We start from the raw sequence: 20,030 nt of genomic DNA on the forward strand, positions 1-20,030 counted from the left end.
ACCGCAGCGTCGGTGGCGAAATGGATTCCGGGCCTGCGCCTGCGGCGCATCCCGGAATGACCAACAAACAAGGAAAACCCCATGATCGAATTCTTCTTCGACTGTTCCAGCCCCTGGACCTATCTCGCCTTTCACAACATTCAGCCGCTGGCCAAGGAACTTGGCGCCGACATCACCTGGCGACCGATCCTGGTCGGCGGCATCTTCAACACCGTGAACCCCAGCGTCTACGCGCAGCGCGAAAAGCCGGTGCCGCTGAAGGCGCGCTACATGAAGAAGGATTTGCAGGATTGGGCGCGCTCGGCCGGCCTTGCGATCAAGATGCCGCCGACGGTGTTTCCGGTGAACAGCGTGAAGGCGATGCGCGGCTGCATCCGGTTGGGACAGGAGATGGTGCCGTTCGCGACCGCATTGTTCGAGGCCTATTGGGGCGACGACAAGGACATCTCGCAGGACACGGTGCTGGCCGAGATCTGCAGGAAGGTTGGGGTTGACGAGCAGAAGTTCTTTGCCGGCATTTCCGAGCAGAGCATCAAGGATCAGCTCAAGGCCAACACGGAGGAGGTCGTCGCGCGCGGCGGCTTCGGCTCGCCGACGATCTTCGTGGGCAAGACCGACATGTACTTCGGCAATGACCGCCTGCCGCTGATCCGCGAAGCGCTCAAGCGCAGCAAGGCGAGCGCGGCCTGATGGTGCGCGCGGTCGTCTGTCGTGCGCTCGGTGCGCCAGAAACGTTGCGGCTGGAAGAGTTTCCGTCGCGCGCCTTGGAGCCCGGCGAGGTGAGGGTCGCGATCCGCGCTGCTGGCTTGAACTTCCCTGATGTGCTGATGGCGGCCGGCGAATATCAGCTCAAGCCGGAGTTGCCGTTTACGCCCGGCATGGAAGCTGCCGGTGACGTGACCGAGGTGGGTGCGGAGACGGGCGGCGTCGTAGTCGGCGACAAGGTCATCGTCAAGATGCGCCACGGGGCCTTTACTGACGAGGCCGTCGTCACGCCGTCGCAGCTTACGCCGATGCCGTCCACCTTCGACTATGCGGAGGCCGCGACTTATCTCGCCGGCCACGGCACCGCCTATCATGCGCTGATTGACCGCGGCCGGGTCGAACAGGGCGAGGTGCTGCTGGTGCATGGCGCCGGCGGCGGCGTCGGCCTTGCGGCGGTAGAGATCGGCAAGTTGCTGGGCGCCACCGTGATCGCAACCGCGTCCAGCGACGCGAAGCTTGCGATTGCGAAGTCTCGCGGTGCCGATCATCTCGTGCGCTACGACCGCGAGCCGTTCCGCGACGCCGTCAAGCGCATCACTGACGGCCGCGGCGCCGACGTCGTGTTCGATCCCGTCGGCGGCGAGGTGTTTGAGAATTCGATGCGCTGTATCGCTTGGGGGGCAAGGCTGCTGGTGATTGGGTTCACCGGCGGCATCGGCTCGGCGAAGACCAATCTCTTGTTGATCAAGGGCGCCAGCGTGCTCGGCGTCCGCGCAGGCGAGGCCGTGCGAAAGAATCCTGCGCTGGGCGAGGTCCGCCTGAAGGCGCTGCTGCAATGGGCGGAGCAGGGCAAGCTGCGCCCGAACATCTCGCACCGCCTGCCGCTGGAAGACTGCGCCAAGGCGATGCGGCTGTTGCTCGACCGCAAGGCGATCGGGCGGGTGGCGCTGGTGATGGAGTGATCCTCACCACCGTCATTCCGGGGCGCCCGAAGGGCGAACCCGGAATCTCGAGATTCCGGGTTCTCGCTTCGCGAGCCCCGGAATGACGATGAACTACCTATATTCCCGCTCGGTCCACCACGGGAAATAGTCCGGCATGTCGCTCGACACCTTGTTCTTGAACTGCGCCGGCCGTTTCTCCAGGAACGACACCACGCCTTCCTTGACGTCTTCGGAGCGGCCACGGGTATAGATGCCGCGGCTGTCGACCTTGTGGGCTTCCATGGGATCGTCGGCGCCCATCATGCGCCACATCATCTGGCGGATGAGTGCCACTGACACGGGTGCGGTTTTGGCGGCGAACTCCCTGGCAAGCGCGCGAGCGGTCGGCAAGAGATCGTCGGGCGCGACGACCGTGCTGACGAGGCGGCCGGCGAGGGCCTCCTGCGCCGGGAAGACGCGGCCGGAATAGCACCATTCCAGCGCCTGCGAGATGCCGACGATGCGCGGCAGGAACCAGCTCGAAGCCGCCTCCGGCACGATGCCGCGCTGGGAGAACACGAAGCCGAAGCGCGCAGCGTCGGAGGCGATACGGATGTCCATCGCGAGCTGCATGGTGACGCCGATGCCGACCGCAGGGCCGTTCACCGCGGCGATGACAGGCTTGAGGCACTTGAAGATGCGCAAGGTGACCTGGCCGCCGCCATCGCGGACCTGCGGATCGCTGTAGTCGACCTTGCCATCAGCAAGACGTTTCACCGGCCCACGCCGCGCGTCGCGATCGAAGGTATCTGCACCGGAGGAGAGGTCCGCGCCCGCGCAAAAGCCGCGGCCGGCGCCGGTGACGATGATCGCGCGGACATTGTCGTCCTTGTCGGCGGCATCGAACGCGTCGATCAGCTCTCCTTGCATCTGCGCGTTGAAGGCGTTGAGCTTGTCGGGCCGGTTCAGCGTGATGGTGAGGATCTGCTCGGCGACCTCGTACTTGATCGTCTCATACGCCATGGAGGTTTCCTTCCGCTATTTGTTGCTCTCTCTGTAGCACGTCATTCCGGGCTCGCGCTTCGCGACGCCCCGGAATGACGAAAGAGTTTTACTTCGCCGGCGGCTTCGGCCAGGGCTTCTGCGCACCACGCAGGCCCTCGAACGCTTTGGCCAGGCCGAGCACGCCGATGTCGTCAAAGCGGCGGCCGACGATCTGGACACCGATCGGAAATCCCGCGGCATCGAAGCCGCCATTAATGGAGACGGCGGGATTCTCCGACATATTCCATGGCACGGTATAGCAGATGTGTTCGAACGGCCTCATCGGATCGTTGGTCGGCGAGGCCCATTCCGCCGCATAGTTCACGTTCGGTGCGGTCGGCGAGATGACGTAGTCGAGGTCGCAGAACAGCTTTGACGCAGCCGCGCGGATTGCCATGGTCTGGTTGAAGCCGCGGATCACCTCGACGCCGGACAGCTTCGCGCCCGACGCGCCCCATTTGAAAATGTAAGGCAGCACCTTTGCCTGTTCGGCCGGCGTCAGTTTCGACAGATCGTCCCACATCCGCGCGCGCCAGAAATTGTCGAGGCCGTCGAGCATCTCGCGCGTGAGGATGCCGTCGATTTCGGTGACGACGCTGCCGGCGGATTCGAACGCCTTTGCGGCCTTCACCGCGACCTCGCGGACCGGCCTCTCCGCCGGCAGGCCGACGCCGGCATCGAGCATCAGCCCGATGCGCAGTTTGCGCGGGGACTTTTCCAATCCCTTCCAGTTGAGCGGCTCGGCAGGCAGGCTCATGCCGTCGCGCCGGTCGGGCTTCGCGATCACGCTCATCATCAGTGCGCAATCATCGACGGTGCGGGTCATCGGGCCGGCAACGCGGCCGACATAGGCGGGATCAATCGGCACGCGGCCAAAGCTCGGCTTCAATCCGACGAGGCCACACCAGGCGGCCGGCAGGCGGACCGAGCCCCCGATATCCGTGCCGAGATGCAAGGGACCGTAGCCGGCCGCGGCTGCCGCGCCAGCGCCCGCACTGGAGCCGCCGGGATTCTTGGAGAGGTCCCAGGGATTGCGCGCAAGCGCGTGGAAAGAGGAAAGCCCCGAGGACAACATGCCATAATCGGGCATGGTGGTCTTGGCGAAGATGACGGCGCCGGCCTCACGCAGCCGCGCCGCAGGCGGTGCGTCCTTCTCGGCGGGGACGAGCTTGACGCTGGCAGCCCCCAGCGGCACCGGCACGCCCTTGGTCGCGATGTTGTCCTTCACCGTGACAGGCACGCCGTCGAGCGCGCCGGATGGCTCGCCGCCGGACCAGCGCGCGGTCGAGGCCTCCGCGACCTCGCGCGCGCCGTCGGGATCGAATGCATAGAGCGCCTTCAGGTGCGGTTCCCACGCAGCGACGTGCGCAAGCACGTCCTCCAGCACCTCGCTTGGCGAGAACTGTTTGGCCCGATAGCCCGCGATCAGATCGACCGCGGACAGATCGTGCAGCGAGGTGACCGTCTCCTCGACGCTCTTCTTGTGCATTGCTAACCCACCGGCATCCGCGTTTCGATGATGCGGGCGAACATGCTCGCGCCGACCGGCAGAATCTTGTCGTCGAGCACGAAGCCGGGATTGTGCACGGGCACCGAGCCGTCGTGGCCGACCCAGAAATAGGCGCCGGGAATGGTCTCCAGCATGTCGGCGAAATCCTCGCTGCCCATCTTCGGCTGGGTGCGGGTGATCACGTTGGCGGGGTCGACGATCGTGCGCGCGACCTCCTCGACCACCTTGGACTGCTCGACCTGGTTGACCAGCACGCCGAAGGTGTCGCGGATGTCGGCTTCGATCGTGCACTGATACGCGGCTGCAATGCCGGCGCAGATCGTGCGGATGCGTTCGGCGATCAGGACGCGGACTTCCTTCGAGAAGGTGCGGATGGTGCCGCAGAGATGCGCGTCGCCGGGGATCACGTTGTAGGCGGAACCGGCGTGAATCTGCGTGATCGACACCACGGCGGCCTGCAGCGGCTCGACGTTGCGGCTGACGATGGTCTGGATCGCCTGCGCCAGCGTGGTCGCGATCACGACCGCGTCCTTGGAGCGCTCGGGCATCGCGCCATGCGCACCGTAGCCGGTGATGCGGAGGTCGAAGAAGTCGGCGCCGGCCATCGCCGGGCCGGGCAGGATCGCGATCTCGCCGTGGTTGAGGTCGGGCGCGTTGTGCAGGCCGTAGAGTTCGTCGCACGGAAATTTCTCGAACAGGCCGTCCTTGATCATGGCGCGGGCGCCGCCGAGGCCTTCCTCGGCCGGCTGGAAGATCAGGTGCACGGTGCCGTCAAAATTCCTGGTCTCGGCGAGGTAGCGCGCGGTGCCGAGCAGCATGGTGGTGTGGCCGTCATGGCCGCAGCCGTGGAAGCGGCCGGGGATTTTCGAGCTCCATTTCAGATTGGTGTTCTCTTCCATGGGCAGCGCGTCCATGTCGGCGCGGAGCCCAATGCGCTTGCTGCTCGAACCCTTGCCCTTGATGACGCCGATCACGCCGGTGCCGCCGAGACCGCGATGCACCTCGATTCCCCAGCTCTTCAGCTTGTCGGCGACGATGCCGGAGGTGCGGACTTCCTCGAAGCCGATCTCTGGATGGGCGTGGAGGTCGCGGCGAATGGCGGTGAGTTCGTCGGCGTAGCCGTCGATGCGGTCAATGGTGGGCATATGTCCTGTCCGGTTAGCGTGAAGGAGGATTGAAGACGGGGCCGTTCGGCTTGATGCGGATGCCCGGACGCAGCCGCGTCCAGGGCAGCGAGGCGGTGTCGGCCGGCATCGCGCCGGGCGCGGCACAGATCATCAGCTTTTCCGCGATCGGCTCGAAGTCGGCGCGGAAATGCACCGAGCTCTTGTTGACCAGAATTTTTTCCGTCGTCGGCTCGATGCCGACATAGCGATACATCGCCTGGTCCGCGAGCTGGGCCTTGTGCGAGGAGACGACGACGCGGACGTCGCCGATGCGCAAGGCCGCGGAGGGGCCCATCTCCATCTCGCGGCCACCGTAATAGGGACCGGGCGCGATGAAACGGCCGTCCGAGAGCTGTTCCACGACGAAGGTCTCGGTGAGGGGCTCGTCGCCGGGAATGCCGGACTTGCCGCCGAGCGAGAGCGTCACGGTGGCACCGATGCCGGCCGCATGCGCAGCTCTGGCGGATTCCGGATCGTAGATCGCGCCGGTTGCGGCGCTCGCCTTGTTGCGCACCAGCGCGCGCAGCATGCCGGTCGTGTCGGAATCGCCGCCGGCGCCGGGATTGTCCTGGGTGTCGGCGATGATGATCGGCTTGTTCGCGCTCTTGGAGAGTTCCATGGCGTGGCGCACGCCGTCGTCGGGCGACCAGATCTTGCCGTCGAAATCGTCCTCGTGGCTTTCGATCAGCTTGACGATCGCATCCGCGGCGCGGTCGGCGTCGTCCTGCGTCTTGCCATAGGCGAATACGCTCGGTCCGCAATCGCGGAAATCGGCGGCGGGGAAGCCCGGCGCAAAGGACAGTGTCGGAACCGCATCGCTCTCGAGTGCGGCGAGCTTTTCGTAGATGCCCTTGGTGGGGAAGTCATTGGTGCACTGCCAGCTGATCGCGATCAGGAACGGCAATTGGCGAAACGACTTTGCAAAGCGCTGCTTCGTCTTCAGGAGCAAAGCAAGGTGCTTTGCCGCGGCGCGGCCAGTGTCGGCCATGTCCACATGCGGATAGGTGCGGTAGGCGATCAGTGCATCCGCATGTTCCATCATGGCGGGCGTGACGTTGGCGTGCAGGTCGAGGCTCGCGACCAGCGGAACATCCTTGCCGATGACGCGGCGCACGCGCGCCAGGATCTCGCCTTCGCCGTCGTCGAGATGCTCGGTGACCATGGCGCCGTGGAGGTCGAGATAGACGGCGTCGATCGGGCCGGCAGCTGCGATGCCGTCGACCATCACCTTCACGATGCGCTCGAAGGCATCTTTGGTGACATGCGCGGACGGGCTTGCACCGCAGGCAATGGTCGGAACGAGTTCCCAGCCACTGGTTTCGGCGCTGTCGACGAAACCGGCGAGCCCGACATTGATGCGCCGCATCACCTTCAGCACGTCTGCACCGACAGTCATCGCCGGCCAGCCGCCGCCGTGCTGGAAGTCCGCGAATGTCGCCTTCGTCGGGGCGAAGGTGTTGGTCTCATGCAGGAAGCCGCCGACGGCGATACGTGTCATTCAGTTCAGTCCAGCCGATTGAAAGTGCGCGACGTTAGCCTTGGCTTTGTGAGGAGAGCAAGCTGGGAAGCAATCGCGCCATGCATAGGGTCAAGCTGTTTTGGGAATGCTGCGGATGCGGTGGGTGGTGTTGTGAGCGTCAACACTCGCCACAACCTCGGTGTCGTCCTGGCGAAAGCCAGGACCCATACCGCGAGGTCTATCGATTGCGTCTGGTGCGAGTCCCGAACGACCAGTCTTCGCCAAACGTCTCCTTGGGGTAATGGGTCCTGGCTTTCGCCAGGACGACATTGGGGATACAGCTAGGCGCTCGCCGCCACGCCCTCCGACACCGGTCGGAAATTCGCAAAGTCCCAGTTGCGTCCCGGTGCTGCATCCAGCAGCGCCTTGGTGTAGGCCTCCTGCGGATGCGTCAGCACCTCCGCGGCCGGGCCCTGTTCGACGACGCGGCCGTGCTGCATCACCACGACCTCATCGCAGATCTGCGCCGCGACGCGCAGATCGTGGGTGATGAACAGGATGGCGATGCCGAGCCGCTTCTGGATCTCGTCGAGCAGGTCCAGCACCTGCGCCTGCACGGAGACGTCGAGCGCGGAGACCGCTTCATCCGCGACCAGGACGTCCGGATCGAGCGCGAGCGCGCGCGCAATGGCGATGCGCTGGCGCTGGCCGCCGGAGAACTGGTGCGGATAGCGCGACACGGCATCGGCCGGCAGGCCGACCAGCTCGAGCAGCTCGCGGGCCCGCTTCATCGCATCGGCATGCGAGACGCCGTAATTGATCGGACCTTCCGCGATGCTTTCACCGACGCTGACGCGCGGGTTGAGCGAGCGGTAGGGATCCTGAAACACGATCTGGATCTTCTGGCGGTGCGGCTGGAGCAGGCGGCGCGAGATGTCGGAGATCTCGCGGCCGGACAGGCGCACGCCGCCGGAGGTCGGATCGATCAGGCGCACGATGCAGCGCGCCACCGTCGACTTGCCCGAGCCGCTTTCGCCGACGATGCCGAGCGTGCGGCCCTTGCGCAGCGTCAGCGTCACCTTGTCGGCGGCAACGACCTCGCGGCCTTTGCCGAAGAAGGCGCGCTCCTTGTAGACCTTGCTGAGCTCGTTGGCCTCAAGCACGACCGGCTCGCGGCTCTCCTCGCGCGGCGGTCGCGGCACCAGGCTCGGCACCGAGGCGAGCAAATTGCGGGTGTATTCCATAGTCGGATTGCGCAGCACGGTTTCGAGCGGACCGGTCTCGACCAAGCGCCCCTGCCGCATCACCGCGACGCGGTCGGCGATCTCCGCGACCACGCCCATGTCGTGGGTGATGAACAGCACGGCCATGCCGTGATCGCGCTGGAGGTCGCGGATCAGGGTCAGGATCTGCTTCTGCGTGGTGACGTCGAGCGCGGTGGTCGGCTCGTCGGCAATCAGCAGCTTCGGCTCCAGCACCAGCGCCATCGCGATCATGATGCGCTGGCGCTGGCCGCCGGAGAGACGATGAGGGTAGGAGGCGAAGATGCGCTCGACCTGGGGCAGACGGACCTGCTCCATCATGTCGAGAATGCGCCTCTTGCGCGCTTTCGCATCGAGATCGGTATGGGCGCGCAGCACCTCGTCGATCTGGCGGCCGACCGGGACCACCGGATTGAGCGCGGTCATCGGCTCCTGGAAGATCATCGCCATTTTCGTGGCGCGCAACTGGCGCAGGCGACGATCGGTCGCGGTGAGGATCTCCTCGCCGACGAGCTTCACGCTGCCGCCCGTTGGAACCAGGGTACCCTTCGGCAGCAGGCCCATCGTGGTGAGCGAGGTCACCGACTTGCCCGAACCGCTTTCGCCGACGAGACACAGCGTCTCGCGCTCGTGCACCTGGATCGAGATGCCGTCGATGATCTTCGGTCCGCCCGGCTTCTTGCCGACGGAGACGACGAGGTTGTTGATGTCGAGGACGGGGGTGGTCATCGCTTGATCGGTCATCACTTCCCCTCCCGCTGCTTCATGCGGGGATCGAGTGCGTCGCGGGCGGCGTCGCCGATCAGGTTGATGCTGAGAATGGCGATTGAGAGCAAAAGGCCGGGCCAGAAGATCAGCGTCGGCTTGAGCTGAAAATACTGGCGGCCCTCGGCCATGATGTTGCCCCAGGTCGGCGTCTCCGGCGAGATGCCGGCGCCGAGGAAGGAGAGGATGGCCTCGGTGAGGATCGCGGAGGCGCAGACATAGGTGCCCTGGACGATCAGCGGCGCGATCGTGTTCGGCATCAGGTGCCACCACATGATCTTCGGCAGCGAGGAGCCGACCGAGATCGCCGCTTCGACATAGGGCTCTTCACGCGCCGACAGCACGACCGAGCGCACCAGGCGTGCGACGCGCGGAATTTCGGGGATCGTGATGGCAACAAGCACGGTCCAGATGCTGGCGCCCGAGAGCGAGACCACGGCGATCGCAAGCAAGATGCTCGGCATCGCCATCAGGCCGTCCATGACGCGCATCAGGATGGAATCGACCAGCTTGAAGAAGCCGGAGACGAGACCGATCACGAGCCCGATGGCGATCGACAGGATCGCCGAGCCGATGCCGATCAGAAGCGAGATGCGGCCGCCATAGATGACGCGCGACAAGAGATCGCGGCCGTAGGCGTCGGTGCCGAGCAGGAACTGCGCGGAGGCGGGCTTGAGGCGCTGCGAGGGCGCAAGCTGGATCGGGTCGTGCGGCGCGATCAGCGGCGCCAGGATCGAGATCACCACGATCAGCGCGAGCAGGATCGTGGCCGCCGCGATGATCGGCGTCGAGGTGAGGAATCCGAGGCGCGGCCGCAGCGGCGACGTGATCGGAATCGAGGACTGGGGAAGGCTATCGACCGTCATGGTTGTTCTTGTCCTTGGCCCTAGTACCGGATCCGGGGATCGAGCAGCGTGTAGGCGACGTCGATCAGGAGATTGACGACGACGTAAATCAGCGAGGTCAGCAGGATCATCGCCTGGATGACCGGATAGTCGCGGGCCAGCACGGCATCGACCGTGAGACGGCCGATGCCGGGGATGTTGAACACGCTCTCGGTGACGACGACGCCGGAGATCAAGAGCGCAAAGCCGGTGCCGATCACCGTGATCACGGGCACGGCGGCGTTGCGCAGCGCGTGCCGCATCATCACGGCGACCTCGGTGATGCCCTTGGCGCGCGCCGTCCGCACGTAGTCCTCGCCGAGCACGTCGAGCATGGCTGCGCGCGTCATGCGTGCGATCAGCGCGATGTAGATGAAGGAAAGCGCGCAGGTCGGCAGGATGATGCGCTCGAAGAACGGCCCGAAGCCGGCCGAGATACTCTTGAAGCCCTGCACCGGCACCCAGCGCAGGTCGATCGCAAAGACCTCGATCAGGACATAGCCGACCACGAACACCGGCACCGAGAAGCCGAGGACGGACAGGCCCATCACGAACCGGTCGATCCAGGTGCCGTGCTTCCAGGCCGCGATGACGCCGAGCGGCACGGCGACGACGACGGCGAGGATGATGGTCGACAGCGCGATCGAGATCGACGGCTCGACACGCTGGCCGATCATCTTGATGACCGGCAGGTTGGAGATCAGGGACGTTCCGAGATCACCATGCAGCAACTTGTTCACCCAGGTGATGAACTGCACGATCAAGGGCTCGTTGAGGCCGAGCGAGGTGCGGATGCGCTCCAGCCGTTCCGGCGTGGCATTGTCGCCGGCGAGGATCGCGGCGGGATCGCCGGGCGTCAGCCGCAACAACAGGAACACGAACAGTGCGACGACACCCATCACGGGCACGGCGGCGAAGATTCGGCGAAGGAGATATCCGAGCAAGTTGGATCCGTCAGATGAGAGTCAAATCGGCGGCAACGGTCATGGCCCGTTCTGCCATCAGCCTAACATTTCAGCAATTCCCGTGCCATCAGGGCCACAGATTTTGCAGTGCGGCCAGTTGTTTTCCGAGCTCGTGTGCTCGATGTGCCGTGGAACGACGATCTGAATCACTCCAGCGTCGCCAGCAGCCCCGCCATCAACCGGCCACGCTCAACCAGGCTCTCGACCTCGATATACTCTTCGAGCGTGTGGCCGTTGGCGCCACGTACGCCCAGGCCGTCGAGTGTCGGAATGCCCATCGCGCCGGTGAAGTTGCCGTCGGAGCCGCCGCCGGAACTCGCATGCGGTAATTCCGCGCCGAGAGATTTGGCGATGCCGCGCGCCTTTTCATAAAGCGCCATGGTGCCGGCATCCGGCTCCCACACCGGGCGGGTGACGCCGCGCGTCACCTTGAAGGTGACGTCGTTCGCGGTCCCCGACAGTGCCAGCATTCGCTCGACGCCGCGGTCGAGATCGGCCTGGCGCTTGGCCATGGAGAGCGCTTCGCCGGTGGCGGTGGTCGCAACGCAATTGACCCATTGGCCGCCATGCACGACGCCGACCGAGAAGGTGCAGTCCTCCGTCGTCATCGCGTCGATCGCGAGAATCTGCCGTGCCATCTCGCGAATTGCCGAGCGTCCCGCCGACAAGGTCGCGCCGGCGTGGCTCGGCCGCCCCGTCGCTTCCAAATTGAATCGCGCGATGGCGTAACGTCCGGTGGTGACACCGTTGTCGGCGCGGCCGGGCTCGGGCACCAGCACATATTTGTTGCGCGCGGCCTCCGCCTCGATGATGTCGCGCGTCGAAGGCGTGCCGACTTCCTCGTCTGGCGTGAACAGCACGGTAATCGGCAGGGGCGTGGCGAAGGACGCGCGCGCGAGCTGTCGGATCGCTTCCAGCGAAAGGTAGTTGCCGCCCTTCATGTCGTAGATGCCGGGGCCGTAGCATCTGTTGCCCTCGCGGCGCCATTTCAGCTTCTCGATGGTGCCGAGCGGATGGACTGTATCCATGTGGCCGGTGATCAGGATGCCCGGCTCGCCTTGCTTGGGATGCGGAAAACGCGCGCGGATGACGCCGCCAAAGCCCTGACGGCCGGCGATGCGCTCGATGGTCGCACCCATGATGGCCATCTCCCGCGCTGCGATATCGAGCATGCGATTGACCGCACTCGCGTCCCAGGTCGGGCTTTCGCATTCCACCCAGGTGCGCAGGCCCTCGAGCATGGCCTCGGAATCGAAGGGAAGATTGGCTGGATTCATCTCAATGTCTCTCAAGCTGAGAAAGATGGAATGCGCATTGCATCAGCGCCGGCAGGACAAGTGGAGAGAGTTGTAGAACCAAACCGATCTTTGTGGAGCCCGTGCGTGCGATGCCATGGGCTGCACCGAAACCGGATTGACGCGCTCAAGACTGTCTGCAAGTCTCGAAAGATAAAGGCATTGCATGGGGTTAGTTCGCCTAAAGAACGAACCTGATGCTCAACCAATAACCTGCCTTTGAACAGTTTCACGTCAGGAGAAACTTTCTATGTTGAGCTTGATGCGCCGGGGGCGTCGCGCGTTCGCCTCCACACTCGCGCTGTCGGTCGTCGCGCTTTCGACGGCGATGGCCTCGCCGGTATTCGCGGCCGGCAAGACCATCACCGCGGTGATGCATTCGGATCTGCGCATCATCGATCCGATCTTCACCACCGCCTACATCACGCGCGACCACGGCTACATGGTCTACGACACGCTGATCACGACGGATGCGAACTTCAAGATCCAGCCGCAGATGGCGGACTGGAAGATCTCCGACGACAAGCTCACCTACACCTTCACGCTGCGCGACGGCCTGAAATGGCATGACGGCGCACCGGTGACGGCGGAGGACTGCGTCGCCTCGCTGAAGCGCTGGGCTGCGGTCGACGGCATGGGTCAGCAGATGATGCAGTTCACCGCGAGCATCGAGGCGACCGATCCCAAGACCATCACGCTGAAGCTGAAGGAGCCCTACGGCCTCGTGCTGGATTCGATCGGCAAACCCTCTTCGCGCGTGGCCTTCATGATGCCCAAGCGCCTCGCCGAGACTCCGCCGGACAAGCAGATCCCCGAACAGATCGGCTCCGGCCCGTTCAAGTTCGTGCAGGGTGAATTCCAGCCCGGCGTGAAGGCGGTCTACGTCAAGAATACCGACTACGTGCCGCGCAAGGAGCCGGCGAGCTGGACTGCCGGCGGCAAGGTGGTGAAGGTCGACCGCGTCGAGTGGATCACCATGCCGGACTCGCAGACCGCGGTGAACGCGCTGCAATCGGGCGACATCGACTTCATGGAAGTTCCGCCGTGGGATCTGCTCCCCGTGCTTGAAGGCAATTCCGACCTCAAGGTCGAGACGCTCAACAAGTTCGGCTACCAGACGCTTGGCCGCATGAACTTCCTGTTTCCGCCCTTCGACAATCCGAAGATCCGCCGCGCCGCACTTCTGGCCATGAACCAGAAGGACGTGCTCGACGCGCTCGTCGGCAATCCCAAATACTACAAGATCTGCGGCGCCTTCTTCATTTGCGACACGCCGTTCGCGACCGACCTCGGCTCCGAATCGCTGGTCAAAGGCAACGGCATGGCGGAGGCCAAGAAGCTGCTCGTGGAGTCCGGCTACGACGGCACGCCCGTCGTCGTCATGGTGCCCGGCGATGTCGTGACGTTGAAGGCGCAGCCGACGGTTGCCGTGCAGCTGCTCCGTGAAGCCGGCTTCAAGGTCGACGCGCAGGCGACCGACTGGCAGACGGTGGTGAGCCGCAGAGCCAGCCAGAAGCCTCCGAAGGAGGGTGGCTGGAACATGTTCTTCACCAACTGGGTCAGCGCCGACGTGTCCAACCCGATCTCCAATCTCTCGATCGGCGGCCAGGGCAAGAAGGGTGGCTGGTTCGGCTGGGCGGAAGACGCCAAGATCGAGAAGCTCAAGGACGACTTCGTCCGTGCTGCCTCGCTCGACGATCAGAAGAAGATCGCAACCGAGATCCAGAAGGAAGCCTACGACCAGGTGATCTACATCCCGCTCGGCCAGTATCTGGCGCCGAGCGCGTGGCGGAAGTCGCTGTCCGGCGTGCTCGACGGCCCGGCGACGCCGGTGTTCTGGAACATCGACAAGTCCGAGTAAGACAAGTCCGGATCAGGGAAGGGCTTCCTGCACCTTTCGTCTCGATCATCGCGCGGCGCCGCTGTCATCAGCGGCGCCGTTTTCTGTTGCGCGAAGCGGGACGAAATGGGGCGTATCGTTCAGCAGTGGCTGTCGCGCACCTGCTCGAGCCCCTCGCTGGCAAACGGCGGGTTGACGACGGCTTGCTCGGCGGCCGCGGCCGGCTCCCCAGTCTGCCGCCGCTCTGACCCGTGACGTTCGTCGTGCTGTTCCAGTTCCATTGAAGCCGCCTCTCGAAATGCTGCAGGACAACATCGAGAGGTCCGCGAAGTTCCTCAGGCGATGGGGCGATGGTGCGGCTTGAACAGCCGTCCCTTCTCCACCACGAGCACGATCGCGAGCGCCGCCAGCGTCGACAGGAAGAAGCCGACGGAGAACGGCAGCAGTGTCCCGTCGAAGCTTTGGCCGATGGCCGTGCCGACGGCGATGCCGATCAGCGTCGTGATCGAGCCGTAGAGCGAGGAGGCGGTGCCGGCGATGTGGCCCTGCGGCTCCATCGCGAGCGCAGTGAAATTGGCGACCATCATGCCGAACGAGAACATCATCAGCGCCGACAGCACCATGAACAGGGGTAGGGGCAGCAGGCCGAGGATTTCGGTCAGCAGCATCACGCCGGCCACCACGGCGTACAGCGTCAGCGCGCCATGCGAGATCACGCGCATGCCGAGCCGTCCGACCAGCTTCGCATTGAGGAAGCCGGCGATGGCCGTGCCGGCCGCGATTGTGGCGAAGGCGAGGGGGAAATAGTGGCCGAGATGATAGATGCCGGTGAAGACCTGCTGCGCGCAGAATACGAAGGCGAAGAGAGCGCCGATGACGCTGCCGGCGGCTGTCGCATAGCCGATGGTCTGGCGGTTGGTGACGGTCTGTCGGAAGGCCGAGAGCACGTCGGCGGGCGCCAGCGAGCGGCGTTCGGACTCGGGCAGGGTTTCAGGCAGCCGCAGTACGCTCCATGCCAGCGCGAGCACACCGTAGAGCATCAGCACGACGAAGATGCCGCGCCATTGCGTGACCAGCAGCACCGCTTGTCCGAACGAGGGCGCGATCACGGGCACGGCGATGAACACCATCATCGCAAGCGACATCACGCTTGCCATGCGGCGGCCGGCATAGCAGTCGCGCACGATCGAGGTCGCGATCACGCGCGTCGCCGAGGTGCCGAGGCCTTGCAGCGCGCGCGCGAGCAGCAGTGTTTCGAACGAAGGCGCCGCGACCGCGAGCACGCTCGCCACCGCATAGACCGCCATGCCGCCGAGCAGCACCGGCCGCCGCCCGAAGCGGTCCGACAACGGACCCATGACGAACTGGCCGGCGCCGAAGCCGATCAGGAAGGTCGACAGCACGAGCTGGAGATGGTTGGCGTTGGCAATGGTGAAGGCCGCCCCGATATTGGGCAGCGCCGGCAACATCATGTCCATCGCGAGCGGATTCAGCGCCATGATGGACGCGATCACGACAACGAATTCGGGAAAACCCATCGGACGGTGTCCCGAGGACACCCAATCGTCGGCATTGACGTCGGACAAGCAGCTCACCTCTGATTTCAAAGGTCATATCTAGCGCCCATGCTGCGTCGCACAACCCATGTTTTGGGATGGCTGTCCGGCGGGGCAGGATGCGGTGGGATCAGCATCGCGGTCGCGGCGCCGTCGAGCAGGATCAGGCGATGCGGGATACGAGGGAGGCGCTCGATGCCTGGCTCGCCGCCCGCGCCTCACGCCGGGCGCGGTTTGGAAACCAGGGATTCACCATAACAGCGGGGACGGCATATCGGAGAGATGAATCCGCAACGCATCCTCTCCAATGTGGCCCGACCGGACGCCTGTCGGGCGCCGGGGGAACCAAGCCACAGGCAGGATCGGACGTGTCTGATATCACCGGGACAGCACGATGGTCGGGACCTTCGACCGACATGGTCGGCAAGCGGAGCCTTTGGCTTGCCTGCCTGATCGCCCTGGTGGCGTTTCTGGTGTTCGCCAATCTCGCCAACGACGCCGCGCTCGATACGCGATACGGCTGGGACGTTCGCGTCAATTGCGCAGCGGTCGATGCGCATGCTGACGGGCTCGATCCCTATTTCGTGAAAAATCTGAAGGGCACCAAGCTCTCTTATCCTTATCTGCCGGTGACGCTCGACGCCTTCCGCCCGCTGTGTGCAGGCGGCCTTCTCGTCGGCCATCACCGCGGTGTGTTTCTCATCCTCGCCATGCTCAGCAGCTTGCTGCTGCCGGCGATCGGCCGGACGCGCAGCTTGCACGACGTGGCCTTGAAGGGACTCACCGTGTTCGGTGCGTTCGTCGGCTTCGAATGGGTGTTGGCCTCGGGCAATTTCGCAATCCTCGGAGGCGCGCTCACCGCTGCAGCACTCGCCCTTCTGCTTCGCTCCACGGAGCCCGACGATCGCCATGACTTCGCCCGTCTGGCAGGGGCGGCGCTGCTCGGCGTCGTGATGTCGTTCAAGCTGGTGTTCTGCCCGGTGCTGGCCGCACTCTATTTTCTGCCGCTGTCACGGCGGCGGAAACTTGTCCTGATGACCGTGGCGGGCCTCGGCTTCGTGCTGCCGATCCTGGTCTCGATTGTTTTCTATCCGAACCTGTTCTCGAGTTGGCTGCTCGCGATCACCGGAGGGATCCCCGATCAGCATTCGGTCCAGCTCGAGGAAACCAATCCGTCGCTGCTGCTGCTGGCGCAAAGCATTGTGGATCGTGCCGGTGTCGCCGACAGCAAGCCGCTCGTGTTTGCGATCTACGCGCTGGCGGCAACCGCGTTCGTGCTCGCGCCGCTCGGCTGGTCGCTGCTGCGTGCGATCCGCAACAATGCGGGATCGTTGCCGGCACGCCTCGACGGCTGGCTGATCGATCATCCGCAGGCGGCGATGCGGATGACGGTGCTCGCGATGTCGGGCCTCTATCTCTGCTCGCCGCGCCTCAAGGAATATGCCTTCCTGGAGCTCGCGGTCTACTTCGCGGTCCTGATCGTCGACCTCCCGGCCGCCGCCCTCGCCGCCGTGCTGACCATCGGCATTGCGGTTCCGACGCTGGTCTCGATCACGGGAATGTCGATCGAAGGCAGCTTCGTGCAGATTGCGGCTGCGCTCGTCTGCTTCTGGATCATGTTGTGGGCGTGGTTGGCGGCGCCAGCGCAAGGCGCGCGGGCAGCCGCGGGCGAAGCGGCTTAGCGCTTGCCAGCGCCTCAGGAGTCCGACAGATCTCCGACGATGACGCAGCTCGCGGTGACGTAGGGCGTGGCTCCTCCCGAGCTATAGGTCGAGATGCTGATCGACGGATAACGGCCCGGTCCAATCTTGAAATAGACCTTGTCCGTCACAACGGACCAGCTATTGGCGCTGGCCACGACCTGTGGAGAGACGTTTCCTCGGAGGGGATAGGACCGGCCAAGATCGGAATTGCCCGAGGTCGATCCGGTGTTCAAATCGACACGATCCAGAACCTGGCTGGTTTGCGTGGCGATCGTGCAAGCGACGTGAGTGATATTGAGAAACTTGTTTGCCGGCACTTGAGTGAGTGTCAGAATGAGCGAGTTGGTATTGCCATTTGCCGTAGCCCGATCCTCGTACCATGTGCCCGAGATGACTTGCTTGTTGATCTGCGCATGCGCCGGGGCGGCCAGAGCGACGGCAAACAGCAGCGCGGTGGCCGCGGATTTGGCGAATTCAGCAAAGCGCATGCGAGTCTCCATTTGAAATGATGCGTCAGTTGAAAATGCGAAGGCCACCCGGAAGCGGCCTCTGCTCGTCCGACTCTCCGATTGGTGTGGAATGTTTCGTTGGGATAACCGAATAGTTGGCGGAACTATTAGGTGCGATCGCGCCTCTGCGTCAACGGCGCGATGAGGCAAAGTCTCGTCGCGAGAATCCCGGCAGCCGGGGCCGAGCCGGCATAGCGCTGCCGCGGGATTTTAGGAGTGTACGTTCGAAATGACGCCGGACACTCCCTGCACCGGGATGATGCTGGGCGAGGGTGTGGCTGCGCGGGGCCAGGAGATGCAATTTCGCCCGGCAGCTTTTGCGTCGTACAGGGCCCTGTCAGCCTCTTCGAGCAGCGATTGCGGTTCGTCTGCCAATTCATCCCGCCAGGCTAGGCCGATGCTGATGCTCACGTTTTGGCCGGGCAGCCCGGGATGAGACAGCTTAATATTGGCGACCGCGTTCTTCAGGCCCTCGCAAAGGGTCTCCAACTCGGACGGCGTGTTCGCCGGAATCATCGCCGCGAATTCCTCGCCGCCATAGCGGACGATGCTGACGCCGTCTTCGCGAGCTTTGCCGGCAAGCGCTTGCGCAACCGTGCGCAGGCACACGTCTCCGGCAATGTGCCCGGCCGCGTCATTGTACTTCTTGAAGTGGTCGACATCCATCAGGATCGCGCCGATGCTGCGATTTCCTCTTTCCGCGCACAGCCGCGCGGCCTCGGCTTCGAAGAAGCGCCGGTTCGGAAGGCCGGTCAACGCATCGGTATTGGACAGCCGGAGCAATTCCCTGTTCATCAGGCTCAATTCGGTCGCGGCGAGTTCGTAGCGGAGTGTCTCCAGGAAACGGCGCCGCCGACCAATTTCATTTTTGCGGATGACGAGCAGGATTGTCAGTGACGCAGCGGAGCCGATGATGGAGTCGCTCAAGAGGTGGCTCGTGCCGGCTCCATACAGAACCGGCAGAAGCGGATGCAGGATTGCACCGATCAGGCACGTCATCAGACCAGCGACAAACGGAATGGGAACGGCCGCGAGGCAGACGGCGAACAGGATGATCGCCGCCAGCATGTAGTTCTCCTGCGTTGCCGGCGGAGCGGCGACACCGGCGAACTCGATGCTTGCCATGATGGCGAGGACAGAGATGCCATAGGCGAGGCCGGTCCGACCGCCGTCGCGGGATCGAAAGCCGAACATTGCTACGCCCGCACAGAGCATTGCAGCGAGGCAACGCCATGGCCACGCGGCGGCGAACACCTCCAGGCTGTTTGATCGATCGAAGCCGATGGCGGCAAGCGTCAAAACGGCGTTGACGGTCGCCGCGCGGGCCATGTGACGGGCCATCGAAGGCCCACAGCGCGCGACGTACATGTCTTCCAGGGCCGGCCGAAACGACCAGCAGGACGCACGCGCGATCTCGCTCTCGAACTCGGCCCTATCCATGTACCGCGCCAGAATTGTCTGCAATGCCTCTATGATCGGGACGATCGGTTAAGATTGAATGGGGATAGAGCCGGACGCATTGCGGCTCACGCGCGTTCGATACGATGGAACTGGTTGCTTCCCGTTGTCTTACGGAAGGCGCGTGAGGTCTCGACCTCTGCGGCGCAAGATATTCCGTTGATGATGACAGGCCGCTCAAGGGAATCGCGTTGGGAATCTCGACGTTGGCGATGCAGCCAAACCGGGCCAAATCTGGCTGAAAGCGATTCGGAAAACTGTGAAGCGGCTTTCGGTGAGGATTTGGGCTCAAACATCGGAGAGCGAGCGCGTTGGTGCGGGCAGCCGGGGTCGAACCGGCACAGCGCTTGCGCACCGAGGGATTTTAAGTCCCTTGCGTCTACCAATTCCGCCATGCCCGCTTGATCCAACGAGATCAAACACTTAAGTCCTGTCCGGCGGCCTGGAATTGGTGCTGCTGCGCCGGACAGGGGCTCTTCCTTAAGCGAGCCGGCGGCACAAGGCAAAGCCTCAATCCGGACATCTGGTCCTGCTTTAGGCATTCTCAATTCACGGGGACTATTTTTCTGCCCATGCTTGCTTCGCTTTCCTCTTCCTTGCGCGCCTGCTGCGCGATGGCCGCGCTGGTCGCGGCCGGCTTCGCGCTGTCCGGTTGCGCCGGCATGAGCGAGACGGTCGCTCCGGCGTTCGCCGATCCTGCCAAATACGAACTGTACGATTGCAAGCAGCTCGAGGGCGAACGCAAGGCGCTCGCCGCCCGCACCGCCGAATTGCAGAAGCTGATGGACAAGGCCGAGACCGGGGCCGGCGGCGCCGTCGTGTCCGAGCTTGCCTATCGCAACGACTACGTCGCGGTGCGCGGCTCGGCGCAGTTGGCGGAGGACGCCTGGCGCCGCAACCGGTGCCGGGAAACGCCGCCTGATGCGAAGCCGGCGCCTTCTGGGCCGCAGCGGCCGGACATCAAGCCCGCTCCGAAGCGCTAAGGC

General features: G+C 64.3%; 17 protein-coding genes and 1 tRNA gene. 5 read left to right on the forward strand and 13 right to left on the reverse strand.

Features of this window, described 5'->3' with window-relative positions:
• Nucleotides 1-81 precede the first annotated feature (81 nt).
• Complete coding sequence (locus tag ACWAT4_RS15865) at nt 82-690, forward strand: 2-hydroxychromene-2-carboxylate isomerase (protein ID WP_449730882.1); 609 nt, start codon at nt 82-84, stop codon at nt 688-690.
• Nucleotides 690-1,667, forward strand: coding sequence for an NADPH:quinone oxidoreductase family protein (locus tag ACWAT4_RS15870; protein WP_449730883.1), 978 nt, complete (start codon nt 690-692; stop codon nt 1,665-1,667). Before ACWAT4_RS15865 ends, ACWAT4_RS15870 begins: the two co-directional genes overlap by 1 nt.
• A 93-nt stretch (nt 1,668-1,760) precedes the next feature.
• On the opposite strand, the gene ACWAT4_RS15875 is transcribed toward ACWAT4_RS15870, so the two are convergent.
• The 8 genes from ACWAT4_RS15875 to ACWAT4_RS15910 form a co-directional block, all read right to left on the reverse strand.
• Entirely contained in the window at nt 1,761-2,651 is an 891-nt protein-coding gene (locus ACWAT4_RS15875; RefSeq protein WP_449730884.1) for a crotonase/enoyl-CoA hydratase family protein, read from the reverse strand.
• A gap of 88 nt (nt 2,652-2,739) precedes the next feature.
• On the reverse strand, nt 2,740-4,161 hold the full coding sequence (locus ACWAT4_RS15880) for an amidase (protein WP_449730885.1): 1,422 nt from the start codon (nt 4,159-4,161) through the stop codon (nt 2,740-2,742).
• A gap of 2 nt (nt 4,162-4,163) precedes the next feature.
• Complete coding sequence (locus ACWAT4_RS15885) at nt 4,164-5,327, reverse strand: M20 aminoacylase family protein (protein WP_449730886.1); 1,164 nt, start codon at nt 5,325-5,327, stop codon at nt 4,164-4,166.
• Between the two features lie 13 nt (nt 5,328-5,340).
• A complete protein-coding gene (locus ACWAT4_RS15890) occupies nt 5,341-6,846 on the reverse strand; it encodes a M81 family metallopeptidase (protein ID WP_212425205.1) in 1,506 nt (501 codons plus the stop codon).
• A gap of 302 nt (nt 6,847-7,148) precedes the next feature.
• Nucleotides 7,149-8,798: an ABC transporter ATP-binding protein gene (locus tag ACWAT4_RS15895; protein WP_449731214.1), complete on the reverse strand. Its 1,650-nt coding sequence runs from the start codon at nt 8,796-8,798 to the stop codon at nt 7,149-7,151.
• 14 nt (nt 8,799-8,812) lie between these two features.
• On the reverse strand, nt 8,813-9,700 hold the full coding sequence (locus ACWAT4_RS15900) for an ABC transporter permease (protein WP_449730887.1): 888 nt from the start codon (nt 9,698-9,700) through the stop codon (nt 8,813-8,815).
• Between the two features lie 20 nt (nt 9,701-9,720).
• Complete coding sequence (locus ACWAT4_RS15905; RefSeq protein WP_212301774.1) at nt 9,721-10,662, reverse strand: ABC transporter permease; 942 nt, start codon at nt 10,660-10,662, stop codon at nt 9,721-9,723.
• Nucleotides 10,663-10,829: 167 nt separating this feature from the next.
• Nucleotides 10,830-11,960, reverse strand: coding sequence for a M20/M25/M40 family metallo-hydrolase (locus ACWAT4_RS15910; RefSeq protein ID WP_449730888.1), 1,131 nt, complete (start codon nt 11,958-11,960; stop codon nt 10,830-10,832).
• A 268-nt stretch (nt 11,961-12,228) separates the two neighbouring features.
• Between ACWAT4_RS15910 and ACWAT4_RS15915 the strand changes: the two genes are divergently transcribed.
• Nucleotides 12,229-13,839 (forward strand): ABC transporter substrate-binding protein, encoded by a 1,611-nt coding sequence (locus tag ACWAT4_RS15915; protein ID WP_449730889.1) that lies wholly within the window; start codon nt 12,229-12,231, stop codon nt 13,837-13,839.
• A 119-nt stretch (nt 13,840-13,958) separates the two neighbouring features.
• Here the strand turns inward: ACWAT4_RS15915 and ACWAT4_RS15920 are convergent, their stop codons facing one another.
• The gene (locus tag ACWAT4_RS15920; protein WP_212301771.1) at nt 13,959-14,099 is read right to left on the reverse strand and encodes a hypothetical protein; all 141 of its coding nucleotides are present in this window, start codon (nt 14,097-14,099) and stop codon (nt 13,959-13,961) included.
• Between the two features lie 54 nt (nt 14,100-14,153).
• Entirely contained in the window at nt 14,154-15,404 is a 1,251-nt protein-coding gene (locus ACWAT4_RS15925; RefSeq protein ID WP_212301770.1) for a multidrug effflux MFS transporter, read from the reverse strand.
• 338 nt (nt 15,405-15,742) lie between these two features.
• On the opposite strand from ACWAT4_RS15925, the gene ACWAT4_RS15930 reads away from it, so the two are divergent.
• Nucleotides 15,743-17,056 (forward strand): hypothetical protein, encoded by a 1,314-nt coding sequence (locus ACWAT4_RS15930; protein WP_449730890.1) that lies wholly within the window; start codon nt 15,743-15,745, stop codon nt 17,054-17,056.
• 14 nt (nt 17,057-17,070) lie between these two features.
• On the opposite strand, the gene ACWAT4_RS15935 is transcribed toward ACWAT4_RS15930, so the two are convergent.
• The 3 genes from ACWAT4_RS15935 to ACWAT4_RS15945 form a co-directional block, all read right to left on the reverse strand.
• On the reverse strand, nt 17,071-17,565 hold the full coding sequence (locus tag ACWAT4_RS15935) for a hypothetical protein (protein WP_212425202.1): 495 nt from the start codon (nt 17,563-17,565) through the stop codon (nt 17,071-17,073).
• A 231-nt stretch (nt 17,566-17,796) separates the two neighbouring features.
• The gene (locus ACWAT4_RS15940) at nt 17,797-19,026 is read right to left on the reverse strand and encodes a GGDEF domain-containing protein (protein ID WP_449730891.1); all 1,230 of its coding nucleotides are present in this window, start codon (nt 19,024-19,026) and stop codon (nt 17,797-17,799) included.
• 330 nt (nt 19,027-19,356) lie between these two features.
• Nucleotides 19,357-19,445, reverse strand: a tRNA-Leu gene (locus tag ACWAT4_RS15945).
• A 171-nt stretch (nt 19,446-19,616) separates the two neighbouring features.
• Between ACWAT4_RS15945 and ACWAT4_RS15950 the strand changes: the two genes are divergently transcribed.
• The gene (locus tag ACWAT4_RS15950; RefSeq protein WP_212301767.1) at nt 19,617-20,027 is read left to right on the forward strand and encodes a twin-arginine translocation pathway signal; all 411 of its coding nucleotides are present in this window, start codon (nt 19,617-19,619) and stop codon (nt 20,025-20,027) included.
• Nucleotides 20,028-20,030 lie beyond the last annotated feature (3 nt).

The sequence above is a fragment of the Bradyrhizobium sp. T-1 genome, assembly GCF_053592855.1.